27 protein-coding genes are annotated in these 24073 nt (G+C 73.4%); 12 read left to right on the top strand and 15 right to left on the bottom strand.

Annotated features, from left to right (window positions below):
* Positions 1-6: 6 nt before the first annotated feature.
* Together EXE57_RS05535 and EXE57_RS05530 are read right to left on the bottom strand one after the other, a co-directional pair.
* Positions 7-1281: a transketolase C-terminal domain-containing protein gene (locus EXE57_RS05535; protein WP_135074775.1), complete on the bottom strand. Its 1275-nt coding sequence runs from the start codon at positions 1279-1281 to the stop codon at positions 7-9.
* A complete protein-coding gene (locus EXE57_RS05530; protein ID WP_135074772.1) occupies positions 1274-1855 on the bottom strand; it encodes a 2-oxoacid:acceptor oxidoreductase family protein in 582 nt (193 codons plus the stop codon). Before EXE57_RS05530 ends, EXE57_RS05535 begins: the two co-directional genes overlap by 8 nt.
* A gap of 172 nt (positions 1856-2027) precedes the next feature.
* On the opposite strand from EXE57_RS05530, the gene EXE57_RS05525 reads away from it, so the two are divergent.
* The 4 genes from EXE57_RS05525 (at position 2028) to EXE57_RS19925 (ending at position 6590) form a co-directional block, all read left to right on the top strand.
* A complete protein-coding gene (locus EXE57_RS05525; protein ID WP_167305825.1) occupies positions 2028-3512 on the top strand; it encodes a glycosyltransferase in 1485 nt (494 codons plus the stop codon).
* A 93-nt stretch (positions 3513-3605) separates the two neighbouring features.
* Entirely contained in the window at positions 3606-4757 is a 1152-nt protein-coding gene (locus EXE57_RS05520; RefSeq protein WP_135074766.1) for a YibE/F family protein, read from the top strand.
* A 71-nt stretch (positions 4758-4828) separates the two neighbouring features.
* A complete protein-coding gene (locus EXE57_RS05515) occupies positions 4829-6337 on the top strand; it encodes an MFS transporter (RefSeq protein ID WP_135074763.1) in 1509 nt (502 codons plus the stop codon).
* 22 nt (positions 6338-6359) lie between these two features.
* Complete coding sequence (locus EXE57_RS19925; RefSeq protein ID WP_208542981.1) at positions 6360-6590, top strand: hypothetical protein; 231 nt, start codon at positions 6360-6362, stop codon at positions 6588-6590.
* Here EXE57_RS19925 and EXE57_RS05505 read toward each other — a convergent pair.
* Positions 6554-7027 carry a MarR family winged helix-turn-helix transcriptional regulator gene (locus EXE57_RS05505; protein ID WP_135074760.1) on the bottom strand — a complete coding sequence of 158 codons (474 nt, stop codon included), beginning with the start codon at positions 7025-7027 and terminating at the stop codon, positions 6554-6556. The genes EXE57_RS19925 and EXE57_RS05505 overlap by 37 nt on opposite strands.
* Before the next feature lie 246 nt (positions 7028-7273).
* On the opposite strand from EXE57_RS05505, the gene EXE57_RS05500 reads away from it, so the two are divergent.
* Positions 7274-8221, top strand: coding sequence for an endonuclease/exonuclease/phosphatase family protein (locus tag EXE57_RS05500; protein WP_135074757.1), 948 nt, complete (start codon positions 7274-7276; stop codon positions 8219-8221).
* On the opposite strand, the gene EXE57_RS05495 is transcribed toward EXE57_RS05500, so the two are convergent.
* From EXE57_RS05495 to EXE57_RS05485, 3 genes are all read right to left on the bottom strand, one after another.
* Complete coding sequence (locus EXE57_RS05495) at positions 8211-8858, bottom strand: DUF2238 domain-containing protein (protein ID WP_135074755.1); 648 nt, start codon at positions 8856-8858, stop codon at positions 8211-8213. The genes EXE57_RS05500 and EXE57_RS05495 overlap by 11 nt on opposite strands.
* Before the next feature lie 48 nt (positions 8859-8906).
* Entirely contained in the window at positions 8907-10082 is a 1176-nt protein-coding gene (locus tag EXE57_RS05490) for a hypothetical protein (RefSeq protein WP_135074752.1), read from the bottom strand.
* Between the two features lie 124 nt (positions 10083-10206).
* Positions 10207-11169, bottom strand: coding sequence for an NAD(P)/FAD-dependent oxidoreductase (locus EXE57_RS05485; protein WP_135074749.1), 963 nt, complete (start codon positions 11167-11169; stop codon positions 10207-10209).
* A gap of 65 nt (positions 11170-11234) precedes the next feature.
* On the opposite strand from EXE57_RS05485, the gene EXE57_RS05480 reads away from it, so the two are divergent.
* The 3 genes from EXE57_RS05480 to EXE57_RS05470 all read left to right on the top strand — a co-directional run bounded on the left by EXE57_RS05480 (position 11235) and on the right by EXE57_RS05470 (position 13789).
* Positions 11235-11825, top strand: a complete 591-nt coding sequence (locus EXE57_RS05480) for a helix-turn-helix domain-containing protein (RefSeq protein ID WP_135074746.1) — start codon at positions 11235-11237, stop codon at positions 11823-11825.
* 109 nt (positions 11826-11934) lie between these two features.
* Positions 11935-12492, top strand: coding sequence for an HdeD family acid-resistance protein (locus tag EXE57_RS05475; protein WP_135074743.1), 558 nt, complete (start codon positions 11935-11937; stop codon positions 12490-12492).
* Between the two features lie 76 nt (positions 12493-12568).
* Positions 12569-13789: an endonuclease/exonuclease/phosphatase family protein gene (locus EXE57_RS05470; RefSeq protein WP_135074740.1), complete on the top strand. Its 1221-nt coding sequence runs from the start codon at positions 12569-12571 to the stop codon at positions 13787-13789.
* Between the two features lie 8 nt (positions 13790-13797).
* On the opposite strand, the gene EXE57_RS05465 is transcribed toward EXE57_RS05470, so the two are convergent.
* The 3 genes from EXE57_RS05465 to EXE57_RS05455 are packed head-to-tail and all read right to left on the bottom strand — an operon-like array spanning position 13798 to position 16555.
* On the bottom strand, positions 13798-14625 hold the full coding sequence (locus EXE57_RS05465) for a hypothetical protein (protein WP_135074737.1): 828 nt from the start codon (positions 14623-14625) through the stop codon (positions 13798-13800).
* Between the two features lie 24 nt (positions 14626-14649).
* The gene (locus EXE57_RS05460) at positions 14650-16125 is read right to left on the bottom strand and encodes an MXAN_6640 family putative metalloprotease (RefSeq protein ID WP_135074734.1); all 1476 of its coding nucleotides are present in this window, start codon (positions 16123-16125) and stop codon (positions 14650-14652) included.
* Between the two features lie 31 nt (positions 16126-16156).
* Positions 16157-16555, bottom strand: a complete 399-nt coding sequence (locus tag EXE57_RS05455) for an FAD synthase family protein (protein WP_135074732.1) — start codon at positions 16553-16555, stop codon at positions 16157-16159.
* Positions 16556-16603: 48 nt separating this feature from the next.
* On the opposite strand from EXE57_RS05455, the gene EXE57_RS05450 reads away from it, so the two are divergent.
* Both EXE57_RS05450 and EXE57_RS05445 read left to right on the top strand, forming a co-directional pair.
* Positions 16604-17866 carry a DUF445 domain-containing protein gene (locus EXE57_RS05450; RefSeq protein WP_135074729.1) on the top strand — a complete coding sequence of 421 codons (1263 nt, stop codon included), beginning with the start codon at positions 16604-16606 and terminating at the stop codon, positions 17864-17866.
* Position 17867: 1 nt separating this feature from the next.
* Positions 17868-18107, top strand: a complete 240-nt coding sequence (locus tag EXE57_RS05445; RefSeq protein ID WP_135074726.1) for an RNA-binding S4 domain-containing protein — start codon at positions 17868-17870, stop codon at positions 18105-18107.
* A 102-nt stretch (positions 18108-18209) separates the two neighbouring features.
* On the opposite strand, the gene EXE57_RS05440 is transcribed toward EXE57_RS05445, so the two are convergent.
* From EXE57_RS05440 to EXE57_RS05425, 4 genes are all read right to left on the bottom strand, one after another.
* Positions 18210-18578: an FKBP-type peptidyl-prolyl cis-trans isomerase gene (locus tag EXE57_RS05440; protein ID WP_208542980.1), complete on the bottom strand. Its 369-nt coding sequence runs from the start codon at positions 18576-18578 to the stop codon at positions 18210-18212.
* Between the two features lie 44 nt (positions 18579-18622).
* Entirely contained in the window at positions 18623-19375 is a 753-nt protein-coding gene (locus tag EXE57_RS05435; RefSeq protein WP_135074723.1) for a ZIP family metal transporter, read from the bottom strand.
* Between the two features lie 33 nt (positions 19376-19408).
* The gene (locus tag EXE57_RS05430; protein WP_135074720.1) at positions 19409-19840 is read right to left on the bottom strand and encodes a CBS domain-containing protein; all 432 of its coding nucleotides are present in this window, start codon (positions 19838-19840) and stop codon (positions 19409-19411) included.
* A 90-nt stretch (positions 19841-19930) separates the two neighbouring features.
* The gene (locus tag EXE57_RS05425) at positions 19931-20800 is read right to left on the bottom strand and encodes an inositol monophosphatase family protein (protein WP_208542979.1); all 870 of its coding nucleotides are present in this window, start codon (positions 20798-20800) and stop codon (positions 19931-19933) included.
* Between the two features lie 42 nt (positions 20801-20842).
* Here EXE57_RS05425 and EXE57_RS05420 point away from each other — a divergent pair, with 42 nt between their 5' ends.
* Together EXE57_RS05420 and EXE57_RS05415 are read left to right on the top strand one after the other, a co-directional pair.
* Positions 20843-21295 carry a DUF2231 domain-containing protein gene (locus EXE57_RS05420; protein WP_135074716.1) on the top strand — a complete coding sequence of 151 codons (453 nt, stop codon included), beginning with the start codon at positions 20843-20845 and terminating at the stop codon, positions 21293-21295.
* A 54-nt stretch (positions 21296-21349) separates the two neighbouring features.
* Positions 21350-21802, top strand: coding sequence for a hypothetical protein (locus EXE57_RS05415; protein WP_135074714.1), 453 nt, complete (start codon positions 21350-21352; stop codon positions 21800-21802).
* A gap of 7 nt (positions 21803-21809) precedes the next feature.
* Here the strand turns inward: EXE57_RS05415 and rsgA are convergent, their stop codons facing one another.
* Positions 21810-22799, bottom strand: coding sequence for a ribosome small subunit-dependent GTPase A (gene rsgA / locus EXE57_RS05410; RefSeq protein WP_135074712.1), 990 nt, complete (start codon positions 22797-22799; stop codon positions 21810-21812).
* A complete protein-coding gene (gene aroA / locus EXE57_RS05405; RefSeq protein WP_135074710.1) occupies positions 22796-24064 on the bottom strand; it encodes a 3-phosphoshikimate 1-carboxyvinyltransferase in 1269 nt (422 codons plus the stop codon). Before aroA ends, rsgA begins: the two co-directional genes overlap by 4 nt.
* Between the last annotated feature and the right edge of the window lie 9 nt (positions 24065-24073).

The raw sequence follows: 24073 nt of genomic DNA, 5'->3' as shown, positions 1-24073 counted from the left end.
CGTCTCCTACCCGGGTGCGCCGTCGTGGACGCCGGACGCGACGGTGCCGAGGGCGCGCAGCATGTGCTCGGCGTGCGGACCCGGCCGGGCGCCGTGGCGGGAGCGCTCGAGCTCGCGCTGCACGAGGGCGTGGTCGAGGTCGTGGAAGTGGAGCCGCGTGGGGTCGAGCCGGTCGCCGAGGACGTCGTCCACGAGGCTGCGGACGCCGGCCCGGGTGATCGGGCGGCCGCCCAGCCCTGCCACGACGTCGTACACCTGTGCCGGCAGGCCGCGCAGGGCGTCGCGCGTGTTCTGTCCGACGATCCCGCCCGCACCGACCGCGAAGGCCCGCTCCACGACCACCACCCGCGCGGCACGGCCGAGGGCCTCGCGCACCTCGGTCAGCGGCCAGGGCCGGAAGCAGGTGATGCCGAGGGCGCCCACCCGCAGGCCGTCGTCCCGCAGCCCGTCGACCACCTCCTCGACCGTGCCGAGCGTGGAGCCGAGGGTGACGACGACCGTGTCGGCGTCCTCGAGCCGGTAGGGCTTGAGCAGGCCGCCGGAGGGGCGTCCGAACGACTCCCGGAACGCGTGCGCGACCCGGGGGACCTCGTCGAGCGCGGCGACCTGCTTGGCGTGCATCAGGTACTTGACCTCGGCGAACGCCTCGGGGCCGACCATGGCCCCGATGGTCACCGGGTCGTCGGGGTCGAGCGCCTGCTGCGGGACGAACGGGCACAGGAAGTCGTCCACCTGCTCCTGTGACGGCAGCTCGACCTGCTCGAACGCGTGGGTGAGGACGAAGCCGTCCATGCACACCATGACGGGGACCGAGAGGGTCTCCGCGAGCCGGAACGCCTGGGCGTGCAGGTCGACGGCCTCCTGGTTGGACTCGGCGTAGAGCTGCACCCAGCCGGAGTCCCGCATCGCCATGGAGTCGGAGTGGTCGTTCCAGATGTTGATCGGAGCGCCGATCGCGCGGTTGGCGACCGTCATCACGACCGGGAGCCCCAGCCCCGAGGCGTTGAACAGCGCCTCGGCCATGAACAGCAGGCCCTGGCTCGAGGTGGCGGTGTAGCTGCGGGCGCCGGCAGCCGAGGCACCGATGCAGGCCGACATCGCACCGAACTCGGACTCGACCATGAGGTACTCGCACCCCGCCAGCTCACCGGTGCGGACCCGGTCGGAGAGCGACTCGACGATGTGGGTCTGCGGTGAGATGGGGTACGCGGCGATCACCTGCGGCCGGCACAGGGTGACGGCGCGGGCCACGGCCTGGGAACCCTCGATCTGGCTAGGCACCGGCCGGCCTCCTGGTCGTGGTCCGGACGTGCTCGTGGGCGGCCTCCGCGGTCCGCACGTTCCCCTCGCCGACGTCGCCGGGGAACCGCTCGCGGAACGCGGCGCACACCGCGGCCAGGGAGACCTCGCCGGTGAGGGCGGCGAAGGCGCCCAGCAGGGCGGCGTTGGGGAGCGGTCGCCCCAGGTGCTCGCGTGCCAGCTCGGTGGCCGGCACGGTGACGACGTGGGCGGGCCCGAGCCGTACGGCCAGCTCCTCGAGCCCGAGCGACGCGACGCTCCGGGTGGTGTTGAGCAGGAGGAACCCGCCCGGCTCGAGCCCTGCGAACAGGTTGACCTCGTGCAGCAGCGTCGGGTCCTGCACCAGCACCGCGTCGGGGTCGGTGATCGGCTCCCGGAGCCGGATCGGGCGGTCGTCGATGCGGCAGAAGGAGACGACCGGGGCCCCGGTTCGCTCGGAGCCGAAGGTCGGGAACGCCTGCGCGTGGCGACCCTCGTCGAACGCCGCGACGGACAACAGCTCGGCCGCGGTGACGGCGCCCTGGCCGCCCCGACCGTGGATGCGTACGGCGAACACGGCGCCTCCTCTCCCCGGCCTGGTGTGGTGCCAGCGTCGTACGCGGAGCCGCCCCGCACCCAGTGACCACGGTCAGGTCCCGGAGGGTCGAACGTCCCGACCTGCCCTGCCGGGCAGGCTGACGCCGGTCGGCCGTGGCGGGAGGAGCCCGGACCGGGGACAATGTCCAGCCATGGAGGCGGTGAGGGTCCAGCCGGTCGACCTCGAGCGACTCGCCGGGCTCCTCCCTGCGGACCGGGTCGTGCGGCTCGAGGCTGCGGTCGAGCAGGCCCGTGCGGCGTTCGGTGACCGGGTCGTGTGGCACGTGAACGCCACCGCGCGGGGTGGCGGGGTCGCCGAGATGCTGCAGACCCTGCTCGCCTACGCGCAGGGCGCCGGGATCGAGAGCCGCTGGCGGGTGCTGGCCGGTGACCCCGAGTTCTTCGCCGTCACCAAGCGACTGCACAACGTGCTGCACGGTGAGCCGGGGGACGGGGGGCCGCTCGGCCCGGCCGAGCGCGACCACTACGAGCAGGTCCTCCGCGCCAACCTGGCGGACCTGGCAGGTCAGGTGTCGCCTGGGGACATCGTGCTGCTCCACGATCCCCAGACGGCCGGGCTGGCCGCGGGACTGCGCGCCCTGGGTGCGCGGGTCGTGTGGCGGTGCCACGTGGGACGAGACCTGGCCGACGACGTGACGCGGTTGGGATGGGACTTCCTGCGCCCGTACGTGAGCCACGCGGAGGCCGTGGTGTTCTCACGGCGGGAGTACGCGCCGGACTGGGTCGACGACGACACGCTGTGGGTGATCCCGCCCTCCATCGACCCGCTCGCGGTCAAGAACATGGCGCTCGCCCCCGAGCTCGTGGTGGGGATCCTGGCGAGGGTGGGCCTGGTGACGGACGGCGGCCGTGAGTCCGCGGTCGACTTCCTCCGGCGTGACGGCTCACCCGGGACCGTACGCTCCCACCGCCGGTCCGGTGGGCTCCTCCAGGACACCGGGCCACCGCCGCCCGACGTACCCCTCGTGGTGCAGGTGAGCAGGTGGGACCGGCTCAAGGACATGGCGGGCGTGATGGAGGGCTTCGTCCGGGCCGTCGAGGACGACGACCTCCTCGGCGCGCACCTCGTGCTCGCCGGGCCCGAGGTCTCCGGCGTGGCCGACGACCCCGAGGGCGCGCAGGTGCTGTCCGACTGCCGGGAGGAGTGGCGCCACCTGGGCGCGGCCGTTCGCGGCCGGGTGCACCTGGCCTGCATCCCGATGGACGACGTCGACGAGAACGCCATCATCGTGAACGCGCTGCAGCGCTACGCCGCGGTCGTGGTGCAGAAGAGCCTCGTGGAGGGCTTCGGGCTGACGGTGACCGAGGCGTTGTGGAAGGGACGACCCGTCGTGGCCAGCAGGCTGGGTGGCATCCAGGACCAGATCGTCGACGGTCGTGACGGTCTCCTCGTCGACGACCCCTACGACATCGAGGAGTTCGCAGCGGCCCTGCGCCGGCCCCTCGCGGATGCCGCGCTCGCGGCGCGACTGGGGGCTGCGGCACACGCGCGGGTGCTGGAGGAGTACGTCGGGGACCGCCATCTCGAGCAGTACGTCGACCTCTTCTCGGCCCTGGTGCGTGGCACCGATCCGGGCGGCCCCCGCACCGGCGGCCCGGCCGTCGACGGCCGATAGGGTCGGCGACCGAGCCCGGACACCCCGACCTGGTGAGGACCGCAGCCCATGGGTGGACACCACGCACGACACGCAGCCCCGGAGCCGGCGCGCATGCGGCGGGTCGCGCTGGCGGTGATCGTGCCCATCGCGGTCGTCACGCTGGCGGCCCTGCTGTGGCTGTGGCCCTCCGGCGACGGCCTCCCCGAGCAGCAGCGGACGGGAGCCGACCAGGTCACCGGCGAGATCATCGCGGTGCTCGCGGAGGAGTGCCCCGAGGAGCTGCCCGACGAGGTCAACGGCTGCGGCACCGCGCGGGTGCTCCTCACCGACGGGCCCGACGAGGGGCAGGAGGTCGAGACGGCGCTTCCGAACGGCACCGGCGCCCCGGAGGTCGCCGAGGGCGACCAGGTGGTGCTGATCGAGAGCAGCAACCCGGAGGGGACGGTCTACTCGATCGTCGACCACCAGCGCACCACCCAGCTGTGGGTCCTGGTGGCGGCGTTCGTCCTGGCCCTCGTCGCCTTCGGTCGCTGGAAGGGCGTCACGGCCCTCGCCGGGCTGGCCGTCACGTTCGCGCTGCTCGTGTTCTTCGTGGTGCCGGCGATCCTGGCGGGCGAGCCACCGCTGCTCGTGGCCATCGTGGGATCCGCGGCGATCATGCTGACGGTGCTCTACCTGACGCACGGCTTCACCCTGTCCACGACCGTGGCGGTGCTCGGCACCCTGGTCAGTCTCGCGCTCACGGGCGTGCTGTCGGCGGTCGCCGTCTCCGCGCTGCACCTGACGGGCGTCACCGACGACCTGTCCGCGTCCGTCGGCATGTCGCAGGGCGTCAACACGCAGGGCCTGCTGCTCGCCGGGATCGTGATCGGCTCGCTCGGCGTGCTCGACGACGTGACCGTCACCCAGTCGGCCACCGTCACCGAGCTGGCACGGGCCAACCCGGCGTACGGCTTCGGGCGGCTCTACCGAGCCGGCAGCCGGGTGGGGCGCTCGCACATCGCGTCCGTGGTCAACACGATCATCCTCGCGTACGCCGGCTCGTCGCTGCCGCTGCTGATCCTCATCGTCGCCAACAACGAGTCCCTCGGCGGCGTCGTGACCGACCAGGTCATCGCGCAGGAGATCGTGCGGAGCGTGGTGGCGACCCTCGGCCTGGTGGCGGCGGTCCCGCTGACGACCGGGCTCGCTGCCTTCACGTTCCGCAAGGTCGGCGAGCCCGCGCCGTCCTCCCAGGCTGCACCGCTCGTCCGCGGCGGGTGAAGTGAGGCGGGCCCGCCCGGGCCTAGCCTCGGCAGTCAGCGCCGACTCCGGCATCGTCGAAGGGAGGCCGGATGAGCGACGTCACGAAGGCCACCACGACCCGGGCGGGTGGCGTGCTGGCTGCCACCTGCATCTCCACGCTGGTGGTCAACGCCAACACCTCGGCCGTCAGCATCCTGCTCCCCGCGATCTCGGAGGACACGGGGATGTCGGTGACGACCCTGCAGTGGGCCGTCACCGGCTACTCGCTGGTGGGGGCCGCAGTGATCGTGACGTCGGGGTCGCTGGGCGACGTCTTCGGGCGCAAGCGCATCTTCCAGCTCGGCCTGCTGCTGTTCGTCGCCTCGTGCATCCTGATCGCGCTCGCCGGGTCGGGCGGGATGGTGATCGCGGGCCGGGTCATCCAGGGCGCCGCGGGCGCGACGATCCTCGCCTGCGGGCTCAGCCTCCTGTCGGTGGCCAACGAGGGGGACGCACAGCTGCGCGCCGTCTCCCTCTGGGGGGCGGCCGCAGCCGTGGGCGCCGCCGCCGGACCGCTCGTCGGCGGGCTCCTGGTCGGCTCGACCGGCTGGCAGGGCCTGTTCTGGATCGACGCCGGCATCGCGGTCCTGTGCATGGTGCTGACGTACGCGACCGTGGCCGAGTCCCGGGACCCGGAGCGGCCCCGCTCGATCGACTACGCCGGCACCGCCCTGATCGCCCTCACCCTGGTGCCGCTGATCCTCGGGGTCAGCGAGAGCGGCGACTGGGGCTGGTTCTCCGCCAGGACGCTCGGGTGCTTCGCCGTGAGCGTCGCGGCCGGATACGCGTTCGTGGTCGTCGAGCGCCGGGTGCCCGTACCCCTGCTGGACCTCGCGCTGCTGCGCAACCGGGTGCTCGTGGGGTCCACCATCGCGATCCTGATCGGCGCCGGCACCATCAACGGCCTGATGTACCTGCTCAGCCTCTACTTCCAGGACCCTGCCGCCCTGGACTTCAGTCCGCTCCAAGCCGGCCTCGCCACGCTCCCGGCGACCGTGGGGCTCGTCGTCGTCGCGCCGCTGGTGCCGAAGCTGGCGGCCAAGATCGGGGCGCGGCAGACGATCGGCCTCGGATTCCTCCTCACGACGGCGGGGTTCGTGGTCGTCGGCCTGGTCGACGCGTCGTGGGCCTACACCGCCTTCGTGCTCCCGCTGGTCGCGATCGCCGTGGGCATGGGGCTCTCCAACGGCCCAGCGTCCTCGGCGGCGACCGCCTCCGTCGCGGAGGAGCAGGTCGGCGCGGCCTCGGGGGTCTCCAACATGGCGAGGTACGTCGGCGCGGCCGTGGCCACCGCCCTCGCGGCCACGATCTACGGCACGGTGATCGGCAACCAGACCGGCGACGGGGCTGCGGCGGGCGATGCGCTCGCCTCGGGCCTCGCGGCGGCCGCGTGGATGATGGCCGTCTTCAGCTTCCTCGGCGTGCTGATGGCGCTCGTGATGGCGCGGCACCGCCTCGCGAAGGGCACCCTCGCCGACGCCGCAGCATCGGCCGCGGCCCACACCCACACGCTGCCCACGTCGGCGACCACCCATGCCGAGGCAAGGAGGACCCCGTGACCGCGACCGACCGCAAGCGCTGGTGCCCGGTTCCTCGACCGCGCCGCACGAGCGGGAACGCGCGCTCGTGGACCACCTGCGCGACGTCGCCCCCTGGGGCGTCGACGTCGACGTGACCACGGAGGCGACCGGCTCGCCGTTCCGGGCGCGCACCGACGGGCCGGCGTACGACGCGAGGCGCGGTTCGATGAAGGAGGCCTGCGGCCTGGCTGCTCGTCAGCCCCGGGGCCGGGGCGGGCGACCACGGTTGTAGCCGGCCAGCAACCGGGTGAGCGTGGTGACGTCCTCCAGGGTCCAGTCGTGCACCCGCTCGGTGACGGCCTGGCGGCGCGACCGGTGCACCTCGACGGCGAGCTCCTCCCCGGCCTCGGTCAGCCGCAGCACCACGTCGCCCGGCCCCTCCGACTCCGTGACCCGCTCGATCAGTCCCTTGCTCTCCAACGTCGCCACCAGCCGGCCGATGACCGCGGGGTAGCCGTCGAGCTCGGCCGAGAGCTGGTCGACGACCACGCCGTTGGAGGCCCGCAGGTAGTCGAGCACCGCGAACTGCTCGATGGTCAGCCAGCCGTGCAGCTCCGGGGCCTTCCGGCGGGCCCGCCGTGCCAGGGCCAGCAGCTCCTGCTCGAGGCGCCGGACGGCCAGCAGCCGTTCGGTCGCCTCGCGGACGGGGTCGCGCTCAGGCCGGGCCATGGTCCGGACACCCGCCGACCCCCGAGTCGTGGCGCGCTCCGGCCGGTCGCAACGGCCCCCGTGCCCAGCGGCAGTGTCCCCTCACCACGTCCTCCTCGGCTCCGACAGTGACGCTAGGCCGCCCGGCGGGCGGGGCGGTTCCCCCGAATCGGGTCATTGGGGCTGGTCTGGTCGGCTCCGCCCGGGACGGTGCCGCCGTGGGACGATGACAGGTCCGCTCCACCGCGCTCGGCCGGAAGGAGGGTCGTGACCCGTATCGGCACGTGGAACCTCGAGAACCTCTTCCTGCCCGACGACGCGCCCACCGCGCCCGACCACCGGACGGCGTACGAGGCGAAGCTCGACGGCCTCGCGGCCGTGATCACCGACCTCGGGCCCGACGTGCTCGCCGTGCAGGAGGTGGGGTCGGCAGCGGCCCTCGCCGACCTGGTCGGCCGCCTCGACGGCGACTGGCGCACCGCGCTCGCCGATCCCGACGGGCGGGGCATCCGGGTCGGGATCGTCTCCCGTGCCTCCCTCACCCACGTCGAGCAGGTCCGCGACTTCCCCGACCGGCTGGCGCCCGTCCAGGTGGACGACGAGGCCCACACCATCAACGCCCTCGGCCGGCCCGGGCTGCGGGCCCGCTTCCGCCTGGACCGCCGTACCGTCGACCTGGTGTCGGTGCACCTGAAGTCGAAGCTGCTGAGCTTCCCGGGGGGCAGGTTCAGCCCGAGCGACGAGGACGAGAGAGCACGGTACGCCGTCTACGCCCTGCACCGCCGCGCCGCCGAGGCCGCCGGGATCCGCGCCTACGTCACGGCCCTGCTCACCGCCGAGCCCGGTGCGTCCGTCGTGGTCGCGGGCGACCTCAACGACTCTCCGCAGGCGGCCACCACCCAGCTCCTGCACGGCCCGCCAGGCTCGGAGGTCGGTACCGGCGGGTTCGACCAGCCGGACGTCGGCGACGCGCAGCGGCTGTGGAACGTCGCCGGGTTCATCGACGAGGAGGAGCGGTGGTCGCGCGTCTACCGCGGCCGGCGCGAGCTGATCGACCACGTGCTCGTGAGCGCGCCCCTCGTCCACGACGTGGTGGGCGCGACGACGGGCGGGATCGAGGTCGCCTCGATCGGCGACCAGCCCCTGGCCCGGCGGAACGAGCCCGCCTCGGACCACCGGCCGGTGCTCGTCGACCTCGGGCCGGTCACTGCGTGAGGAGCACCCCGTGCCGACGTCGCTCCTGGGTGGCCACCTCGCGCGCGGAGCGCCGGGAGGCGTGGACGACCAGCGCGGCCGCGAGCGCCCCGAGGGTGCCGAGCGCGAGGTCTCCCAAGGTGTCGGCGTAGGCCGTGACGCGCTCGGGGGAGATGCTGAGGAAGGCGTAGAACTCCGCGACCTCCCAGAAGAGCGCCGCGGAGGCACCGAAGGCCAGGCTCCTCTCGACGAGGGACCCGAGGGAAGCCCCCGCCGGCAGGGTGAGCAGGAGCACCGCCGCGGTCAGCAGTCCGGTGTTCATGAAGTGCATCAGGTCGTCGAACCACACGACGGTGTCGTAGAGGTCGAGCCGGTTGCCGAGGACGTCGGTGAAGCAGGTGAGGGTGACGAGCAGGTCGGCTCCCCACGGAAAGGGGGTGGATACGCGCTTGAGCGCCCAGAAGGTCGGCAGGGCGAAGGCGACGAGGGGGTAGCCGATGGCCCGTAGGCCGGCGCCCTTGTCCTCCATGTGGCCGAGGTCCGGCCGGACGAGTGCCGCCACGAGGAGCATCACCAGGCCCGCCTTCGCGCCGACGTCGAGACCGCGCACCCAGGCCGGTGAGGTCCGCGGGTGGTCGAGCACCAGGGAAGTCGTCACCTCGCGAGCCTAGTCGCGACCCTGCGCCCTCCTGCCATCGCGAGGGGTCTAGGCGTCCGCCCGTCGCCCTGGTGCGCGGCGGCGGGGCTCGGGGGGAGGCGGGGTCCGTCGCGGCGTGTAGTGGACCTCCTTGTCCTTGCCCGGTGCGGCGTCCAGGAGGGCGTTCGCCTTGCGGTCGAGCAGGCCGCTGAGGAGCTGCTGGGCGTAGCCGAAGGCCAGGGCGTACGCCAGGATCTGCCCCTGGGAGTCCAGCTCGCTCAGGCCCGGCACGAAGTCGCCCTGGAGGGCGATCAGCGCGGCCAGGGCGGTGAGGGCGCCCAGCGGCAGCTTGAGGACGGCGAGTGCGAGCGGGACTCCGTACGGAGTGGGGGAGCCGGGCATGCTCCGGATGGAGATCGCGGCCGAGAAGGCGCCGCCGATGACGCCGAGCAGGAAGACGACCAGGATGTCGTGCTTGTCCGAGGGCGGGTCGTTCTCGTTGGTCTTCGTGATCGGCTCCTCGCCGGTGGGGCAGACCCAGGACGCGGTCTCCCCGTCCGCCGGGGTGGGAGTCCAGCACAGCGGGACCCGGTCGGGGTCGTTCCAGACGTAGAGGCCGAACAGGAGCAGCAGCAGGGCTATCACCACGGCGGCCGCGAGCAGGGCGTTGCGAAAGCTCCGCAACCGGGAGTGCTCCCGGTCGGCGACCGCGTGCCCGACCTCGATCGCCTTGGTGAGTGAGGCCCGCGCCGCGTCGAGCGGGACGGTGCCGCGGCGGGTCTCGCCGAGGGCGTGCGCCGCCTCGCGGCGGGGGTCGTCGCGCTGCAGGCCCGCCTCCACCCGGGCGATGGCCTCGGGGATCTCGGCCTCGAGGTCGTCCCAGTCGTAGAGGCTCGCGGCGACCGCCTCGGCCGTGTGCAGGTTCTGGTACGCGGCCTCGATCAGCCGGCCGCCCCACCAGTTGACCACCGGGTTGGGGACGGGGTACTTGCGGTGGGCGGCGTCGTGGGCCCGGCCGATCAGCCCACGCGCGCGCAGGTCGACGGCGTCCTCGGCGTCGAGCCTCGCCATGATCGCGGCCGTCTCGCGGGAACGGCCCCGCCGACCGCGCTCGAGCCGACGTCGCAGCACCCGGCGACGCGCCCGCAGCGCATCGAGCCGGGTGGTGAGCAGCTGGGCGTTGACGTCGACGTTCTGCACCCAGACCCGCTTGACGCGGTCCCCGCGCCGACCGAACCGGCTCATGCGGCCTCCCCCGAGTCAGTACGACCCCGCAGGCCCGCCGCAGGACCGCACCCCGACCCTCCAGTGAAGCACCGTGGGGGCCTGGTGACTCCCCCCGGTCCAGACCGCCGCGCCGGCGCTGGCGTCAGACGGGGAGGTCGCCGAGGGCGGAAGCCGCCCGCTCGGCCTCCTCGGTCACGAGGTCCAGGTTGACCTGGGCGCCGGCCCAGGCGCCGGCAGCAGCAGCGCCGCCGACCTGCGCCGCGAGGTCGACGACGTTGCCGGCCGCCCACACGCCGGGCACGCCGGCCCGGCCGGTCGGGTCGGCGGGGACGTGCACGCCGATCCCGGAGGGGTGGTCGGCGACGGCCACACCGAGGTCGGTGAGCACGCTGCTGCGGGCGACCATCCGGGTCCCGAGCGCCACCGCCTCCCGCGCCACGACCGTGCCGTCGGCCAGCCGCAGTCCGGTCAGCCGGTCCTCGGAGACCTCGACGCCGACGACGCTGCCCTGGACCACGCGGATCCCGCGGCCGGCCAGCAGGGCGGCCTGCTCGTCGGTCGGGTGCGGGGCGTCGTGGAGGAACAGGACCACGTCGTCGCTCAGCTGGCGGAAGAGCAGGGCCTGGTGGGTCGCCATCGGGCCGGTCGCGAGGATCCCGATCGCCTGGTCGCGGACCTCCCAGCCGTGGCAGTAGGGGCAGTGCAGCACGTCGCGGCCCCAGCGCTCCCGGAGCCCCGGGACGTCGGGCAGCTCGTCGACCAGCCCGGTGGTGACCAGCAGCCTGCGGCCGCGGACCGAACGGCCGTCGGCGAGCGAGACCTCGAAGCCGTCGGGCACCCGGGTCGCCCCGGTGGCCTCGCCGGCCACCACGTGGCCGCCGTAGGACCGCACCTCGGCCCGGCCGCGCGCCAGCAGCTCCGCCGGGGGAGTCCCGTCGTGGCCGAGCAGCCCGTGCACCGCGGCCGCGGGGGCGTTGCGAGGGGTGCCTGCGTCGACGACGACCACCGAGCGGCGGGACCGCCCGAGCATCATCGCCCCGTTGAGACCGGCGGCCCCGCCGCCGATGACCACCACGTCGTACTCGTCCTGCATCACGTCGTCCATGCCCCCAGCGTGCGTCCTCCCCGCCGGGATCGCAACATTCGTTGCCGATATGGCAAACTCACCCCATGGACGATCTCGAGCAGGCCCTGGCGACCGTCGGACCGCACCTGCGGGCGCTGCGCCAACGGCGCGACACGACGCTCGCGGACCTGTCCGCGACGACGGGCATCTCGGTGAGCACGCTGTCGCGCCTGGAGTCGGGTTCGCGGCGGCCGACCCTGGAGCTGCTGCTGCCGTTGGCACAGGCCCACGGGGTGACGCTCGACGAGCTCGTCGACGCCCCGCCCACCGGAGACCCGCGGGTGCACCTGCGGCCGGTGAAGGCGCACGGGATGACGATGGTCCCGTTGTCGCGCCGGGCGGGCGGCATCCAGGCCTACAAGATGGTGCTGCCCGCCGGCGGTGGTGACCGGGAGCCGGAACCGCAGAGCCACGAGGGCTTCGACTGGCTCTACGTCCTCGACGGCCGGCTGCGGCTGGTCCTCGGGGAGCACGACGTCGTCCTCGAGCCCGGGGAGGCCGCGGAGTTCGACACCCGCGTCCCGCACTGGTTCGGGGCCGTCGGCGACCGCCCCGTCGAGCTGCTCAGCCTGTTCGGCAAGCAGGGGGAGCGCGCCCACCTGCGTGCCCGGCCGAGCCGTGGGACCTCGCAGTGAGTCGCTGACGACGACGAGACACGCCCGTCGGGTCTCGCCGCCGGTGCACCCGGAGGAGCACCATGGGAGCAGGAGGCGTCACCGAGGGGTGGCGGGAGGGAGGCGCACCATGTCGGAGCTCACGGAGAGGCGACGTACGGGATGGGACCTGGTGCTCGGAGCGCTACTGGTCGTGGTCGGCCTCGTGCTGCTCGCGCACGCAGCGTTCGCCACGGTCGTGTCCGTGGTGTTCGTCGGCTGGATGATCCTGGCAGCCGGTCTGTTCACGCTGACCGCGAGCCTGCTGCGGATCGGCAAGGAGGGCTTCTGGACCGCGCTGCTCGGCGGCGGCACGCTGTCGGTGCTCGGCATCGTCTTCCTCCGCAACACCGAGCTGGCCGCCGTCACCCTGACCCTGGTCGCCGGAGCGATCTTCCTCAGCACCGGCCTCGCCCGCCTGGTGGCGGCCGTGCAGGTGCCGGAGGCGAGGGTTCCGCTCGTCATCGGCGGCGGCATCTCGACGCTGCTCGGCCTGCTGGTGCTCTTCAACCTCTTCGACAGCTCGCTGGTGCTGCTGGGCGTGATGCTCGCGGTCGAGACGATCGCGGAGGGGGTCGCGATCATGGTCGCCGGCCGGGGCCGCGAGCGCGTCACCCTCGGCTCCCACAAGGCGGCGCCCGCCGTCTGAGGGCAGCCACGCGGTCACGATCCGTTCACCTGTCGACGGGTGACGGGCGTGGGCGCGGTCGCCTAGGTTGGTCGGCATGTCCCGGACCCGCCTCGCCGTCGCCACCGCACTCCTCGTCCTGCCCGCCGGCCTGCTGCCGGCCTCGGCCGCCGCGCCGGGAGCCTCCGAGCGTGGAAGGCCTGATCCCGATGTGCGGTTCCAGACCTACAACGCCTCGCTCAACCGGGCCGCCGAGGGCCAGCTCGTGAGCGACCTCTCGACGCCGGGCAACGCCCAGGCCCGGCAGGTGGCCGAGATCATCCAGCGCACCCGTCCCGACGTGCTGCTGATCAACGAGTTCGACTACGACGAGGAGGGGCTGGCGGCCGACCTGTTCCGGAGCAACTACCTCGAGGTCTCGCAGCGCGGCGCCGAGCCGATCGACTACCCCTACGCCTACGTCGCGCCCGTCAACACCGGGGTGCCGAGCGGTCAGGACCTCGACAACAGCGGGACGGTCGGTGGACCCGGTGACGCCTTCGGCTTCGGCTTCTTCCCCGGCCAGTACGGCATGGTCGTCTACTCCCGCTACCCCATCGACACCGACGCGGTCCGGACCTTCCAGGGGTTCCTCTGGAAGGACATGCCCGGCGCCCTGCTGCCCGACGACCCGGCCACCCCGGCGCCCGCCGACTACTACTCCGCAGCCGAGCTCGACGTCTTCCGGCTGTCCAGCAAGTCCCACTGGGACGTGCCGGTCGAGATCGGCCGTCGTACCGTCCACTTCCTGGTCTCCCACCCGACGCCGCCGGTCTTCGACGGTCCGGAGGACCGCAACGGCACCCGCAACCACGACGAGATCCGCTTCTGGTCCGACTACGTCCGCGGCGGGCGTCGCGCCGCCTACATCTACGACGACGAGGGTCGCGGCGGCGGGCTGCGTGGCGGGGCGTTCGTGATCGCCGGCGACCAGAACTCCGACCCGCTCGACGGTGACTCGATCCCCGGGTCCGCCCAGCTGCTGCTCGACAACCCGCGGGTCAACGACCGTCGCACGCCGTCGAGCCAGGGTGCCGTCGAGGCCGCGGCCGCCCAGCCGGGCAACGAGACCCACCGCTCGCCGGCCCGCTTCGACACCGCCGACTTCTCCGAGCCGCCGGGCAACCTGCGGGCCGACTACGTGCTGCCGAGCCGCTCGCTGCGGATCCTCGACTCGGGCGTCTTCTGGCCCCGGACGACCGAGCCGTACGCCGACCTGGTCTCGGCCAGCGACCACCGTCCGGTCTGGGTCGACGTCAAGCTGCGCCACCACCGCTGAGGATCGGCTCAGCCGCAGGCGCCGTCGAGATAGTCCATCGCCCGGATCTTCCAGTCCTCGTCGTCGGTGGTGAGCGTCACCCTCACCGGCTCCGCGCCGTCGACGGCGACGTCGAGCCGGAAGAGGAAGGCCTGGGTCGTCTCGCCACGTGCGTGGGCGTCGCACCGGAACGGCGAGAGCCGGACCGGCAGCACCAGCCGGTCCTCGTCCGGTCCGAGCACGGCCGGCAGCCCGCGCGGGGAGAGGTCGAAGAGGATCGACCCCTCGATGCCCTCGACGGCCAGCTCGGAGTCCGGCGACCCGGTGCGGTCGGCGACGAAGCTGCCGACGTACGACGCGGAGGTGCCGCGCCCGACCGTGCGCCACCGGTCCCCGAACCGCAGGTCGGCGACGGCCGCCACCGCCGCGGTGTTGCACGACCGGCGCCACAGGCTCTCGAGGAAGCTCTGGCCGGCCGACTCGAGCCGACCGCGGACCTGCTCACCGCCGGCGACCGCGATGAGGCCGTACGCCGGCTGCTGCTGCACCTCGTCGGTGCAGGATGGCTCGGGCAGCGTCATCCGCAGGTCGAGCGTCTGGCCCGGCATCACGGTGGCCTCGTTCGGCTCGACGTGCTCGCCGCCGTAGCCGGGCCAGTCCACGCCGACCTCGGTCACGTCCACGGGACGGTCCTCGTCGAGGTTGACCACGCGCAGGTTGGCCACCGGGGTGTTCTCGTCGACCCGGTGCTGGCTGACCGAGAACGCGACCCGCGGCGGCGGCTCGGCGGGCGGGCCCTCCGCCTGCTGGGTGCAGCCGGCCAGGACCACCGTCAGCAGGAGGGCAGCGATCCGCACGCCGTGATTGTCACACGGCGCGGCTCAGCCGCGGCGGACGACGTCGACCTTCGCGCGGAAGCGACGGCGGTCGGAGCCGGCGTTCGCGAGCACGACGTAGACGTCCCGGGCACGACGCACGTTGAAGGGGACCCTGACCCGTCCCCGGCCCTGGGCGTCGAGGGAGATCCGGGTCCGGACCACGGAGCCGTCCGGCGCGACGCGCACGACACCCGCACCCGGCGCGGAGGCCCGGGCGGGGCCGTCGACGACGACCCGCAGCTGCCAGCGGCGACCGGTGAGCGCCTCGCCGGGGGCGAAGCGGGACCTCGTGGCGGAGAGCCGGTCCAGCCGGGGGGCCAGGTCGACGTCTGCGCCGGCGCCGAGCTCACGGCGGCGTACGCCGGGCTGGGTCCAGCTCTCGCCCTCGGGGTAGGAGCGGCCGGGGGTCACGTTGGCCATCGCGAACGCGGTGTAGGTGCCGGTGAAGGTCACGCCCCGGGGCAGTGCCCTCCGGACGGCGGCGACCGAGCCTGTGCCGGGTCTGGCGGCCGCCTCCCACACCCTGCGGACGTACGCGTTTCCGAAGCGCTGGCCGAGGTACTCGAAGAAGACCCAGTTGCCGTAGCCGGAGGCCTCGCGGTCGAGCGGGACGCCCGGTCGCCACAGCTGCCCGCCGGGGAGGTACTGCCGGTTGTCGTTGACGGCGTCGGCGTACCGCTCCTCGACCCAGGTCGCGGTCGACTCCAGCAGCCAGCGGTGCTCGAGGTGGTCGTAGGCGAACTGGACGGCGTGGAAGAACTCGTGGGCGGCGGTGACGCGCAACGTCCTGACCGGCTTGCGGCCGAACTGGGAGCGCGCGAAGTCGTCGTCGAGCACGCAGTAGCCCGAGGCGGCGCGCGCGCTGCCCAGCCGCGTCCCCTCGGGGGCGCAGTAGCCGTAGAGGCCCTGGCTGCCGAGCTCCTTGAGGTAGACGTCGAGCTTGCGGTTGCCGCCCTTGCGGCCGTCGGGGACGGGGCGCCGGTAGCCGAGCGCGCCGACCTCGGTCCGCCACACGCCCTGCATCACCTTCATGGTGGTGCGGACCCAGCGCCGGCTGGGCGGGGCGTCGCGGGTGGTCGGGACCCAGTGGACGCAGACGTTGGTGGAGCAGGAGCGGTTGGCGCGCGTGGTGTAGCCGTCGCCGTACGGGTCGGCGGCGCGGTCGGTGGGCCTCGCCAGCAGCGCCTCGGCCCGGTCGCGGTCCTCGCCGGTGAGTCGCGGCAGGGCCACCAGGAGGTCGCGCAGCGCGAGCGAGGCATCGGGCGCCGCCGGGGCCGTCACGGTCTGGGCGGCGAGCGGCGGGACCTCGCCGTCCAGCACGGCGGCCGCGGTCTCGAGGGCCTCGTCGGGGGCCTGCTCGGGGAGCGACGCCCCGGCCGGTCCCGGCACCCCACCGGGGGCGGCCGCGGTGGTGCCGACGGTCAGCGCCGTCGTGGCCAGGCCCAGGCAGGCCGCGGCGGCGGCGATCGTACGACGCATGGGGGCTCCTCGTGGTGCGGGTGTGTCGGCGTCAGCCGGTGGTCGAGATCTTCTCGATCAGTGCCGTGGTGGAGACCGCGGGGGTCCGGGGCAGGTAGACGACCTCGCAGACGTCACCGAGCTCGTCGAACTTGCCCTCCCAGTCGTCCCCCATGACGAGCACGTCCGCCCGGTGCTGGAGGACGTAGTCGCGCTTGAGCTCGAGGCTCTCCTCGACGAAGACCTCCGAGACCGGCTTGAGGGCGGCCACGATGGCCAGCCGCTCGGCCTGGCTGAAGATCGGCTCGCGACCCTTCTTCGCCAGGTTCAGCTCGTCGCCGGACACGCCCACCACGAGCCGGTCGCCCAGCGCGGCGGCGCGCTCGATCATGCGGAGGTGTCCGACGTGGAAGACGTCGAAGGTGCCGAAGGTGATCACCGTGCGTGCCATGACCGCACATTCTCACAGCACTGGACGTGTGGTGGAGAATCGGCCGCGATGAGTGCCACCGTCACGATGACCACCCCGAACCCCGCCGCCGACGACGTACGCCGGCGCGGGCTGCGCCGGATGCGCACCCTCGCCGTGGGGCTGCTGCTGTTCGCGGCGGTGGTCTACGCCCTCACCCTGGGCCAGGACGGTTTCCTCGGGTTCGTCAACGCCGGGGCCGAGGCGTCGATGGTCGGCGCGATCGCCGACTGGTTCGCCGTCACCGCGCTGTTCAAGCACCCGCTGGGCATCCCGATCCCGCACACCGCCCTGGTCCCGAAGCGCAAGGACGCGCTCGGCCAGGGCCTCCAGGAGTTCTTCGGCGAGAACTTCCTGCAGGAGTCGATCATCCGCGACCGGGTCGCCGCGGCCACGATCTCGCGGCGGCTGGGGGAGTGGCTCTCGGACCCGGGCAACGCCCGCCGCGTGGTCGACGAGGTCTCCGAGGTGGCCGGGGTGGCGCTCTCCAAGGTGCGCGACGAGCACATCTCCGACCTCGTGGAGTCGGTGCTCGTGCCGCGGTTCCGGGAGGAGCCGATCGCCCCGCTGCTGGGGACCTTCGTGGTCGAGGCGGTGCGCGACGACCTCCACCACGGCGTGGTCGACCTGGCGCTCGAGGAGCTGCACCGCTGGCTGGTCCACAACCCCGACACCTTCACCGAGGTCCTGAGCGAGCGGGCGCCCTGGTGGGCCCCGCCGCGGCTCAACGACGCCGTGACGACCCGGATCCACACCGAGGCGGTGCGCTGGATCGCCGACATCCGCGACGACCCCCGCCACCACGCCCGCGAGGCGCTGGACTCCATGCTCGGCCAGCTCGGCCAGGACCTGCTCTTCGACCCCGACACCCAGGCGCGTGCGGAGGCGATGAAGAACCGGCTGCTCGACCACCCGCAGTTCGCGGCGACCGGCATCTCGCTCTGGAACGCCCTGCGCAAGGCCTTGGTGGGCGCGCTCCGCGATCCGTCGGGGGAGCTGCGGACGCGGGCGGAGGCGGAGCTGGTCGGGTTCGCCGAGCGGCTGGTGGCCGAGGAGGAGCTGCGGCGCCGGTTCGACGGGCTCGCCGCCGATGCGGCCGTCTTCTTCGTGGAGCGCTACGGAGCCGAGCTCACCACCGTCATCACTCACACGATCGAGCGGTGGGACGGCCGGGAGGCGGCCGACCGGATCGAGCTGCACGTCGGACGCGACCTGCAGTTCATCCGGATCAACGGGACGATCGTGGGCGGCCTGGTGGGCGTCCTGATCCATGCAGTGACGGTGGTGGTGTGACGTGACGGTCGACGTACCGATCAGGGACGAGTCGATCCGGCTCGGCCAGTTCCTCAAGCTCGCCAACCTCGTCGAGAGTGGCGCCGAGGCCAAGCCCGTGATCCAGGCCGGCCAGGTGCTGGTCAACGGCGAGGTGGAGACCCGCCGGGGCCGCCAGCTCGTGCTCGGGGACGTGGTCGAGCTGGGCGGCCTCGCAGCGCGGGTGGCCGACGAGTCGGTGGGCGACGACCTGCCCTGGTGAGGGGGTCGTCCCGATAGTGCGTCACAGATCGGTCGTCATTCAGTGCGGACGGGGACCGATCCGTGACGCGCTATCTCGCTCACGCGGCCGACCCGCGCCGGGTCAGCGGACCTCGAGCAGGTCCACCACGAAGATCAGGGTCTCGCCGGGCTTGATGACGCCGCCGGCGCCACGGTCGCCGTAGCCGAGGTGGGGCGGGATGACGAGCTGGCGTCGGCCGCCGACCTTCATGCCCTGCACGCCCTGGTCCCAGCCAGAGATGACCTGGCCGATGCCGACGCGGAACTGCAGCGGGGTGCCGCGGTTGTAGGACGCGTCGAACTCCTCGCCGGTCGAGTGGGCCACCCCGACGTAGTGGACGGACACGGTCGACCCGGACGTCGCCTCGGCGCCGTCACCCTCGGTGATGTCGGTGACGACCAGCTCGGCCGGCGGCTCGGGGTCGAAGAACTCGATCTCAGGCTTCTCCATGCCGACCACGCTAGGCCATCGGCGGGCCCGGTCGGGATCCAGGTTCAGCCCCACCGGGAGATGGTGAACGCCAGCGCGAAGCCCACGGTGGCCAGCAGCCCGGCATAGACGTGGGTGCGCTCGAACGCCTCCGGGATCATCGTGTCGGCGACCATCGCGAGGATCGCGCCGGCGGCCACGGCGTTGATGGCCGCGATCGTCCCCGGTCCGGTGTCGGCCAGCAGCAGGGCGCCGAGCATCGCCGCCAGCCCGCTGGCGAGCGCGATGCCGCCCCAGACGCCGAAGACGTACGCCGCGCTGCGACCGCCCCGCTTCATCCCGGAGGCGCTCGAGAGGCCCTCGGGCAGGTTGGAGATCGCGATGGCGGCGAGCACGGGCACGCCGACGCCGCCGCCCCCGAGCAGCGACATCCCGAGCACCACCGACTCGGGGACGCCGTCGAGCAGGGCGCCGACGGCGATCGCCGCTCCGCTGCCCGGCTGCTCCGCCTCGCGGGCCTGCTGGTCGCCCGAGCGCTTGCGGTGCCGCGCGCCGAGCCGGTCGAGGACCAGGTTCGCGGCGACGTACGTCGTGGCGCCGGCCAGGAACCCGGCGACCGTGGGTGCGAGCCCGCCGGTCTGCTCGGCCTCGTCGACCAGGTCGAAGGCCAGCGCCGAGATCAGCACGCCCGCGCCGAAGGCCATCACCGAGGCGACGGCGAGCCGCGGCAGGTCGACCAGCCACGCGATGGCGGCGCCGACGACGAGGGTGCCGCCGGCCAGCAGGCCCCACAGTCCCGCCTCCAGCCACACCGTCACCGCGGCCGCCCCACCGGTCGACCGCGGGCGGGCTCAGGACTGGTGGACGTAGTGGTCGAGCTGGTCGCGCTCGAACTGCAGCTGGTCGATCCGGTGCTTGACGACGTCGCCGATCGAGACGATGCCGACCAGGCGCCCCTCGTCGACGACGGGGACGTGGCGGATCCGGCGGTCGGTCATGATCTTCATCAGGTCGTCGAGCAGCGTGGTGCGGTCGCAGGTCTCGACGTCCGCCGTCATGATCGCGCCCACGGTGTTGTTGACGACCGTGCCGTCGTGGTGCAGGTGGCGGACCACGTCGCGCTCGCTGACGATTCCGTCGACCGAGGTGCCGTCGGAGCTCACGATGAGCGCTCCCACGTTGTGCTCGGCGAGGAGCGCGAGCAGGTCACGCACCCCCGCGTCAGGCGTGATCGTGACGACGTCCTGGCTCGGCTTTGCTCCGAGCACATCGCCGATGCGCATGGTGACCTCCAGCTCTGTCGGGCCCCGTCGGGGACCCACGCTAGCCCCGGTCAGCCCCCCTGAACAGGTCCGCCACACGGTGAGACGTGGTCACTCCTCGCGTGGTCTGCGGTCCCGCAGCTCGGAGACCGATCCGTGCCCTCGCGGGCGTACGTCGGGGTCCGACTCGTCGTCGGGCAGCGAGCCCAGGAACGCCAGTGCGGCCTCGTGGAGATGGCCGTTGGAGGCCAGCGCGTTGCCCCCGAACGGGCCGTCGGTGCCGTCCAGGGACGAGAACCGGCCGCCGGCCTCGCGGACCACGACGTCGAGCGCAGCCATGTCGTAGAGCTCGAGGTCCGGCTCCGCGGCGAGGTCGACCGCGCCCTCGGCGAGCAGCATGTAGGACCAGAAGTCGCCGTAGGCCCTGGTGCGCCAGCAGCGCCGGGAGAGCGAGAGGAAGTCGTCGAGCCGCCCGCGCTCGTCCCAGCCCGACATCGACGAGTAGGAGAGCGAGGCGTCCTCGAGCCGGCGTACGTCGGAGACCTGGCAGCGGGTCGCCTTGAGCAGCGACCGGCCGGTCCAGGCGCCGTTGCCGACCGAGGCCCACCAGCGGCGCTGCAGCTGCGGTGCCGACACGACGCCGAGCACCGGCTCGTCGTCGATGACGAGCGCGATGAGCGTCGCCCAGACCGGGACGCCGCGGACGAAGTTCTTGGTGCCGTCGATCGGGTCGATCACCCACCGCCGCTGGCTGTGGCCCGAGGAGCCGCCCTCCTCGCCCAGCACCGCGTCCCGGGAGCGCACCCGGGAGAGCGTGCGGCGGATGCTCTCCTCGACCGCCTCGTCGGCGTCCGTGACCGGCGTCAGGTCCGGCTTGCTCATCACGTGGAGGTCGAGCGCCTTGAAGCGTCCGGTGGTGAGCGAGTCGGCGTCGTCGGCGAGCACGTGGGCCAGCCGGAGGTCATCGGTGTAGTCGGGCACGACGCTCACACTATGGGCAGTCGTGCCGCTACCGTCGTACCCATGGAGATCAGCGGGCTGCCGCTCCATCCGCTCGTGGTGCACGCCGCCGTCGTGTTCGGTCCGCTCGGCGCCCTCACGGCGTTGCTCTACGCGGTGCTCTCGCGGTGGCGCGACCGGCTCCGCTGGCCGATGCTGGTGCTGGCCCTGGTCGCCACGGGATCGGTCGTCGCCGCCTACCTGACCGGCAACAGCTTCCTCGAGAGCCGACCCGAGCTCGGCCAGAAGCCGCTGGTGCAGACTCACGAGGAGCGCGCCGAGCTGCTCCTGTGGCTGACGCTGGGGTTCGGCGTGGTCGCGGTCGTCGCAGGTTGGCTCCACGCCCGGGCGGGCGCGCTCGGCACCGTCGTCCGGGTGGTGCTGGGGCTGGGCGCGGCAGCCGTCCTGGTGCAGGTGGTCCGGACCGGTGACGCCGGTGCCCGCGCCGTGTGGGAGGCCGTCCTCGCCCGCGGCTGACGGGATTCGCCGAACCCGGGTCGGCGGGCGTCTGCTGGCGCTACCTTCTTTCGCATGGAGACCGGCGGCGTCGAGTGGCACGTCCTCGCGGCGTACGCCACGGTCGCGCTCGGCGTGCTGGGACCGCTCAGCGCCATCGCGTACGCCGTCCGCGTCGAGCAGCGTGACTGGTGGCGGCGACCGATGATGGTCGGCGCGGTGCTCGCCTTCGGGGCGGTGCTGCTGGCCGAGCTCAGCGGTCACCGCATGGTCGAGGCCGACCCCGGGCTGCTGGCTGATCCCTCGGTCTCGCCGCACCTGGCGTACGCCGACCGGCTGGTCCTGCCGGCGGCCGGCTACTTCGTGGTGGGCGTGCTGACCGGTCTGCTCAACCCGCGCACCGGCGCGCTCCGCGTGGCGCTCCCGCTGCTGCTCACCGGCTTCGCGGTCGTGGTGCTGGTGCTGACGGTGCTCAGCGGCGACGACGGCATGCGGTCGCTCTGGGACCGGGTCAGCGACCAGTTCTAGGCCCGGCCTAGTACGCCGGCTCGCTGCGCGCGGCGAGCAGCCGTCGGAACGACTCCACCCGCACCGGGTCGGCCTGTCCCTCCTCGACCGCGTCGTCGAGCCCGCACTCCGGCTCGTCGGCCCCGTGGGTGCAGCCACGGGGACAGTCCTCGGTCATCTCGTCGAGGTCGGGGAACGCCTCGATCAACGTCTCGGGCTGGACGTGGGCCAGGCCGAAGGAGCGGATGCCGGGGGTGTCGACGATCCAGCCGCCGTCGTCGGGGAGGGCGAGCATCCAGGCGGAGGTGGAGGTGTGCCGACCTCGACCGGTGACGGCGTTGACGTGGCCGATGGCCCGGTCGGCGTCGGGGACGAGCGCGTTGACCAGCGTGGACTTGCCGACCCCGCTGTGGCCGATGAGAACGCTGGTCCGACCCCGCAGCGCGGCCCGCAGCTCGGCCAGGTCGCCGCCCCGCTGCGTCACCAGCCACGGCACGCCGAGGGAGCGGTAGGTGACCAGGAGCGTCTCCGGGTCGGCCAGGTCCGCCTTGGTGAGGCAGAGCAGCGGCCGCATGCCGGCGTCGTACGCCGCCACCAGCGCGCGGTCGATCAGCCGCGGGCGCGGTTCCGGGTCGGCCAGCGCGGTCACGACGACCAGCTGGTCGGCGTTGGCGACGATCACCCGCTCGACGGGGTCGTCGTCGTCGGCCGTGCGGCGCAGCACGGTGGTGCGCTCGGCCACCTCGACGATCCGGGCCAGCGCCCCGTCGGCTCCCGAGGTGTCGCCCACCACCCGCACCCGGTCGCCGACGACCACGCCCTTGCGCCCCAGCGGCCGGGCCTTCATCGCGGTCACGGTGACGCCGTCGACGAGGAGCGTGTAGCGGCCGCGGTCGACGGTCACGACGGTGCCGGCCACGGCGTCGTCGTACGTCGGTCGCTCCTTGGTGCGCGGCCGCGTGCGGCGTCGCGGCCGTTCGTAGTGCTCGTGGTCGTGCTCGGTGTAGCGACCGCTCACAGCAGGCCCGCCCAGAAGCCGGCGAAGTCGGGGAAGGTCTTCGAGGTGGTGGCGACGTCCTCGACCTGCACGCCGTCGACGGCGGCGCCGACGATCACGCCCGCATGGGCCATCCGGTGGTCGGCGTAGGTGCGGAAGACGCCTTGGTGGAGCGGGGCCGGGCGGAAGGACAGGCCGTCGGCGTGCTCGGTGACGTCGGCGCCCAGCCGGGTCAGCTCGGTCGCCAGCGCGGCCAGGCGGTCGGTCTCGTGCCCGCGGATGTGACCGATCCCGCGCAGCTGGGAGGGGGACCCTGCCAGCGCGCAGAGGGCGGCCACGGCAGGCGTCAGCTCTCCCACGTCGTGCAGGTCGAGGTCGACGCCCTGCAGCATGCCCGCGCCGGCGACCCGGAGGCCGTCGTCGGTGAACCCGACCTCGCAGCCCATCGCGGCGAGGATCTCGCGCAGCGCGTCGCCTGCCTGGGTGGTGCTCCGCGGCCAGTCGCGGACCGTGACGCTGCCACCGGTGACGGCCGCCAGGGCGAGGAACGGCGCGGCGTTGGACAGGTCGGGCTCGATGGTGCGGTCGAGGGCACGCACCGGGCCGGGTGCGACCACCCAGCGGTCGGCGTCGGAGTCGTCGACCCCGACACCCTGCTCACGGAGCATGGCGACCGTCATCTCGATGTGGGGGAGCGAGGGAACCGGCTTGCCGTCGTGTCGTAGGTCGACGCCGTGGTCGAACCGCGCCCCCGCCAGCAGCAGCGCGGACACGAACTGCGAGGACGCGGACGCGTCGACCACGACCGTCCCGCCGGTGACCGAGCCGCTCCCGTGGACCGTGAAGGGGAGTCCGTCCCCCTCGACCTCGACGCCGAGCGACCGCAGGGCGGAAAGCACCTCGCCCACCGGGCGGAGCCGCATGTGGGGGTCACCGTCGAAGTCGACGGCACCCGACGCCAGCCCCGCGACGGGGGGCAGGAAGCGCATCACGGTGCCGGCGAGGCCGCAGTCGACGGTGGCCGGAGCCCGGAGCGGGCCGGGCGTCACGGTCCAGTCGCCGCGGTCGGTGTCGAGGTGGCAGCCGAGGGCGCGGAGACCGGCGACCATCAGGCTCGTGTCGCGCGAGACCAGGGGGCGCCGCAGCACCGACGGCCCGTCGGCCAGCGCGGCGAGGACGAGCGCTCGGTTGGTCTGGGACTTGCTTCCGGGCAGCGAGACGACGGCGTCGACCGGGCCGCGGGCGCGCGGAGCCGGCCAGGGGTCGGCGAGCCGGGTGCTGGTCACCCGGAGAGG

It is taken from the genome of Nocardioides euryhalodurans, from assembly GCF_004564375.1.
In the GTDB taxonomy this organism is placed as follows: Bacteria; Actinomycetota; Actinomycetes; order Propionibacteriales; family Nocardioidaceae; genus Nocardioides; species Nocardioides euryhalodurans.
Note: the sequence above shows the minus strand (reverse complement) of the source record. Positions and strands in the feature narration are given on the sequence as shown.